The sequence below is a fragment of the Leptolyngbya cf. ectocarpi LEGE 11479 genome (assembly GCF_015207065.1).
GTDB classification, from domain to species: Bacteria; Cyanobacteriota; Cyanobacteriia; order Phormidesmidales; family Phormidesmidaceae; genus Leptothoe; species Leptothoe ectocarpi.
Map to the genome: position 1 here is coordinate 1 of NZ_JADEXP010000420.1, position 5,452 is coordinate 5,452.

The following is a 5,452-nucleotide window of genomic DNA, read 5'->3' on the forward strand; positions in this document are numbered from 1 at the left end:
TGAACCGTACTCAAGCTGACTTGAAAGCGTTCGGCTAATTGGCGTTGGGAGATCGAGCCATCGGCATAAACAGCAATGATGCGCTGACGTAAATCAGTGGAAAGAGGCTTCATCTAAGGGAGATTCCTAGAGTCTGTAGGTAAGCCTCATATTGTATTCTAAACAACTAGGAACCGCTATAAGCAACGGTTCATCTTACAGAACGTGGATGCTCGTGCATAGTCCCCGCCTTGTCATTGCTCTTCTGAGCTGTCTGGCCATTGTCAGCTATGGTGCCCCAGCCAAAGCCCAAATTCCGGCTCTACCAAACTTGCCAGATGTGCCCTCCCCTGAGGAAGAATCACTGCCCTCTCAAGAGGTGCTCCCAGAGCGCGAACCGGCTCTACCGGATGAAACTCCATTGCAAATTGAGCAGTTGCCCCCAGACGACGTGACGGGGGAGATTACAGATGTGCTAGATCTTGAAGTCTGTCCGCCGCTAGCCGACACATCTGATGTATCATTCCTGGCCACTGACATTGATGTAGTAGGTAATACGGTACTACAGACCCAAATTGCAGAGCAAGTGGCCTGCTACCTGGGTCAGGAGATTCAACTATCGGATCTGTTTAATTTGCGATCGCGTATTACCAAGCTCTATCTTGATGCAGGCTACATTACATCTGGGGCCTTTGTTCCCAATAACCAAGATCTCACCAGCGGCCGTGTTCAAATTCAGGTAATTGAAGGAGAAATTGAAGAACTGCAGATTAATGGATTAACCCGCCTACGTCAGAGCTATGTGCGCGAGCGTCTGGAACGAGCCATGGCTACACCGTTTAACCAAAAAGACTTAGAAAGAGGCTTACAGCTACTGCAAATCGACCCCGTATTAGCTCGGGTTAATGCAGAATTAACAGCAGGAAATGGCCCTGGCAAAAGCTTACTGATTTTAGATTTACAAGAAGCCGAAACATTTCACCTTTCTTTTTCTACGGATAACTATCGTTCTCCCAGTATCGGGTCTGCAGGTGTCAACCTCGGACTCAATATCAGCCATCCCTTGGGTATTGGCGATAGCCTAACTGCCAGCTATGGCATTACAGACGGGTTAAATCTATACGATGCGACCTACTCAGTCCCCGTCAATGCCAACAATGGAACCCTGCGTTTTAGAGCTAGCAACAGCGATAGCGAAATTGTCCAAGATGCTTTTCGTGATGTGGGTATCCGCAGCGAAACCACCACACTCTCCGCCGGATTTCGCCAGCCCCTCGTGCGCAAACCAGCCGAAGAATTTGCTTTAGGTCTAGATTTTGAATGGAAACGGAGCCGTAGCTTTATTCTGGATGATATTCCCTTTTCTTTTTCCCTCGGTCCTGAGGAGGGGCGCTCCCAGGTTAGTGCCGTCCGTTTTTATCAGGACTGGGTTAAGCGCAGCCAGTCGCGGGTATTGGCAGCGCGATCGCAATTTAGTGTCGGCCTAGACATCCTAGACGCGACCACCAATGACTCTGGCATTGACGGTCGCTTTGTCAGCTGGCTAGGGCAGTTTCAGTGGATAGAACAAGTCTCTCCAAAGTTTCTATTACTCACCCGAGTCGGTGCTCAGCTCACTCCAGATGCTTTGCTGCCCATCGAACGCTTTAGTCTGGGAGGTGTTGGCACCGTACGCGGCTACAGCCAAAATCAGCTAGTGGCTGACAATGCCATCACCGGTTCGGTCGAGTTCCGTATTCCTGTGACAAAAGATCCCAACAAGCTTCAACTCACCCCCTTTTTAGAAGCTGGTCTGGGCTGGAACAATCAAATTCCAGACCCGGACCCATCTTTTTTGGCAAGTATTGGCTTGGGGGCACGTTGGGCCGTGAGTCCAGACCTATCAGTGCGGCTAGATTATGGGATTCCTCTGGTAGATGCCGATGATACCGGCATCTCATTACAGGAAAATGGTTTGTACTTTCTAGTAGACTATCGACCTAGTTTTTAGGCCCAGAAGCATTCAGGGGGTAATGTGTTCACATTAGTTATATATTCATAGAGCTGGTGAAGGAGAAAAATAGTTGTCATATCGTTTGGAAGATTATTACCTCAATGGCGTCCTGCTGCTAGATGGTGGCATGGGACAAGAACTCATTCGCCGTAGTCAAGGGCCAGCTACGTCGTTATGGTCTGCCCAAGTTTTACTTGATCAGCCTAAATTAGTGCAAGATCTGCATGAAGACTATATTCGTGCCGGTTCAAAGGTGATTACAACTAATACCTACATTACCGTTCGACACCGCTTGCAAAGAGATGCTGGCCTGGGAGATAAATTTAAAGAGCTCAATCAGCTGGCCGGTGAGCTAGCTGTACAGGCAAGAGAATCAACAGGAGTACCTGTTTTAATCGCGGGTTCATTACCGCCTCTGTTTGGCAGTTATCGCCCCGATCAGGTCCGCTCAGTTAAAGAACTTGAACCTCTTTACCAAGAACAGATGGAGATCCTTGAGCCCTATGTCGATCTGTTTCTCTGTGAGACTCTCTCAAAAGCAGAAGAGGGACTGGCCGCAGTCCGAGCTGCGAGCAAGACAAACAAACCAGTGTGGGTCTCATGGACACTGGAAGACATTGGTTCCAATCGATTGCGCGGTGGTGAATCACTCAGTGACGCTTGGCAGATATTGAGCGATTTGCCGATAGAAACCTTATTAGTAAACTGTTGTTCGCCAGAAAGTATTACTGCAGCTATGCCAGAGTTGTCCAGCTTTACTGATAAGGTCGGTGGCTATGCTAACGGGTTTCAACAAATTCCAAAGCAGTGGAGCATTAGTGATGGCATTTCTGCTTTAGGTCAACGTCATGATTTAGATCCCGATAGCTATGCTGTGCATGTACAACGCTGGATTGATGCTGGCGCGACCGTAGTGGGTGGCTGCTGTGAGACGACCCCTGCTCATATTCAGAAAATTGCTGATCTGCTTCGATCTAAAAACGGGTCATAGCTAACGTATAAACCATCTCAAATCCCACCAACCATGGCAAAATCAAACCGACCCACCTATTTGCCCACACTGTGAAATTTGCATTTATCATTGACCCCATTGCCAAGCTGGACCCCGGCCACGATAGCAGCGTTGCCCTGATGGAAGCTGCCCAAGAGCTGGGCCACCATGTGTACATCACCCAAGCTCAGCAAATGGGTGTTGTCGCTGGTCAAGCGATGGCCCACCTGACTCCCGTTACCCTCACACCCGTTACCCTAGGTGACAACCACTGGAATTCTGTCCCCGACTGGTACACCCTGGGCGAGACCCAATGGCAGCCCCTGGAAACGATGGATGCTGTCTTTATGCGCACGGACCCGCCGGTTACTGTGCCCTATCTCTACGCCACATATATCCTTGATTACATCAACCCGGCTAAAACCAAGGTGATTAATTCTCCCCAGGGTATTCGAGCGGCCAATGAGAAAATGTATGCCCTCCAGTTTACTGAAGCGATTCCTGAAACCATTGTCAGCCAGGATAAAGCCGTAATCCGTGAGATGGTGGAACGCTGCGGTGGTAAGGCCGTGCTTAAACCCCTAGGCGGTAAAGGGGGCGAAGGAATCTTGTTCCTGACTAATGAGGACCCCAACTTTAACTCCATGATCGAAATCAGCACTAAACAGGGACAAGAGCCGGTTATGGTGCAAACCTATTTGCCTGCAGCTAAAGACGGTGATAAGCGGATTATTTTGCTGGATGGTGAGCCCATCGGAGCCGTCAATCGTATTCCCACAGGCAAAGAATTTCGCGGCAACATGGCCGTGGGGGGGCGCAGTGCCAAGGTGGATATTACCCAGCGGGAGTTGGAAATCTGTACACAGCTGGCTCCCACCCTGCAGCGGGATGGTCTGGTGTTTGTCGGTATTGATATCATTGGGGGCTACCTGACTGAGGTGAACGTCACGAGCCCCACCGGCATGCGTGAAATTGACCGGCTGAATACGGTAAAACTGGGACACCAGGTCATCAACTGGCTGACCCCTTAGAAAATATCCGCAAGCTCCTGTTTTCCTGCTCATCCCATGAGGTATCTGCCATGACTCGATTCAATCGTCGTCGCTTTATTCAGTACGGTTCATTAGCGGCTGGAACGGGGCTGATGGCGGCCTGTGGGGCTGACACAACCCCTGATGCCAGTGTGGAGCCAGCGGCAGAACTGCAGTCGATTAGTTTTGGCACTAACTGGTATGCCCAGGCCGAGCATGGTGGCTTTTATCAGGCGGTAGCCGCTGGTATCTATCAAGAGCATGGTTTGGATGTCACGATTAAGATGGGGGGTCCCCAGGTCAATGGCACTCAGCTGCTGATGGGTAAGGCCGTAGACTTTTTTATGGGCTACACCTCGGATGCGATTAAGGCGATTGAAGAAGGGATTCCCAAAGTCACTGTGGCAGCCATGTTTCAAAAAGATCCGCAAATTCTGATCGCGCATCCTGGGCAGGGCATTAAGGATATAGCGGACCTTAAGGGTAGACCGATCTTTATTTCAAAGGCGGCTAATGTTACCTACTGGCCTTTTTTAGCGGCGAAGTATGGGTTTACTGACGATATGAAGCGCAACTATAACTTTAACCCTGGTCCCTTTTTGGCGGATAAGACAGCCGCTCAACAGGGATACCTGAGTTCTGAACCGTTGTCCATTGCCAAGGAAGGCGGTTTTGAACCGATTGTTTTTCTCCTGGCGGACTATGGCTATACTGCCTATTCAACCACCATTGAAACCCGTCGAGAGATTGTCGATGGCGATCCTGATCTGGTGCAGCGTTTTGTGGATGCTTCTATTAAAGGGTGGTACAGCTACTTTGATGATCCTAATCCGGGCAATGAGCTGATTAAGCAAGATAATCCCGAGATGACCGATGAGCAGCTGGCCTATGGTTTTGAGAAGATGCAGGAATATGGTCTGGCTATCTCAGGGGATGCAGAATCTAAAGGGATCGGAGCCATGACCGATGAGCGCTGGAAAGCATTTTTTACAGACATGGCTACGGCTGGAGTTTTTGACCCTGATACTGACTACACCCAGGCGTTTACCCTTGATTTTGTCAACAAGGGGCCAGAGTATTATCAAGGCTAAGGATTGTTGTTTGGCTTACTTCTTAACTCGACTTTATCCATTAAGCCGCGTAGCACAGTTCCAAGGCCGCAAAGCTACTATCAGCGACCACAATGAGGACTCGGGTTGGCAGCCATCGACGTACTTGACGCAGCATCTGTCTGGCCCAATCCGTTAATTGGGGTTTGCTGAAAAAATCAATCAGGATAGAATCCGTGGCCTCAATCTGCCAAACGCAAGTTGTCGCATTTGATTAACGCCTTAGCGATGTACTTCCAGGTGTGATGTGTCTCGTGTCACCAGGACTGGATAGCCGAGTGTTCCAAGTGTATCCAGAAGCGCATAAGCCAAAAAATAAACCGGCGTAGCCGTTTCTCCAAGTTCATCA

At 49.6% G+C, this 5,452-nt stretch carries 5 protein-coding genes; 4 read left to right on the forward strand and 1 reads right to left on the reverse strand.

The features are described from left to right. The coding region (locus tag IQ260_RS27360; protein ID WP_193995938.1) for a helix-turn-helix domain-containing protein at positions 1-113 on the reverse strand (113 nt) is incomplete at its 3' end. 95 nt (positions 114-208) lie between these two features. Here IQ260_RS27360 and IQ260_RS27365 point away from each other — a divergent pair. The 4 genes from IQ260_RS27365 (at position 209) to IQ260_RS27380 (ending at position 5,085) form a co-directional block, all read left to right on the forward strand. Then, the gene (locus tag IQ260_RS27365) at positions 209-1,969 is read left to right on the forward strand and encodes a ShlB/FhaC/HecB family hemolysin secretion/activation protein (protein WP_193996242.1); all 1,761 of its coding nucleotides are present in this window, start codon (positions 209-211) and stop codon (positions 1,967-1,969) included. A 73-nt stretch (positions 1,970-2,042) separates the two neighbouring features. Further along, positions 2,043-2,963, forward strand: a complete 921-nt coding sequence (locus tag IQ260_RS27370) for a homocysteine S-methyltransferase family protein (RefSeq protein ID WP_228016481.1) — start codon at positions 2,043-2,045, stop codon at positions 2,961-2,963. Between the two features lie 71 nt (positions 2,964-3,034). Further along, a complete protein-coding gene (gshB, locus tag IQ260_RS27375; protein ID WP_193996243.1) occupies positions 3,035-3,994 on the forward strand; it encodes a glutathione synthase in 960 nt (319 codons plus the stop codon). Positions 3,995-4,044: 50 nt separating this feature from the next. After that, the gene (locus tag IQ260_RS27380) at positions 4,045-5,085 is read left to right on the forward strand and encodes an ABC transporter substrate-binding protein (protein ID WP_193996244.1); all 1,041 of its coding nucleotides are present in this window, start codon (positions 4,045-4,047) and stop codon (positions 5,083-5,085) included. The last annotated feature ends 367 nt before the right edge of the window (positions 5,086-5,452 follow it).

Excerpts from the sequence above, each read along its gene's own strand:
- IQ260_RS27365 (WP_193996242.1), top strand. The coding sequence starts at position 209 with ATGCTCGTGCATAGTCCCCGCCTTGTCATTGCTCTTCTGAGCTGTCTG.
- IQ260_RS27380 (WP_193996244.1), top strand. The coding sequence starts at position 4,045 with ATGACTCGATTCAATCGTCGTCGCTTTATTCAGTACGGTTCATTAGCG.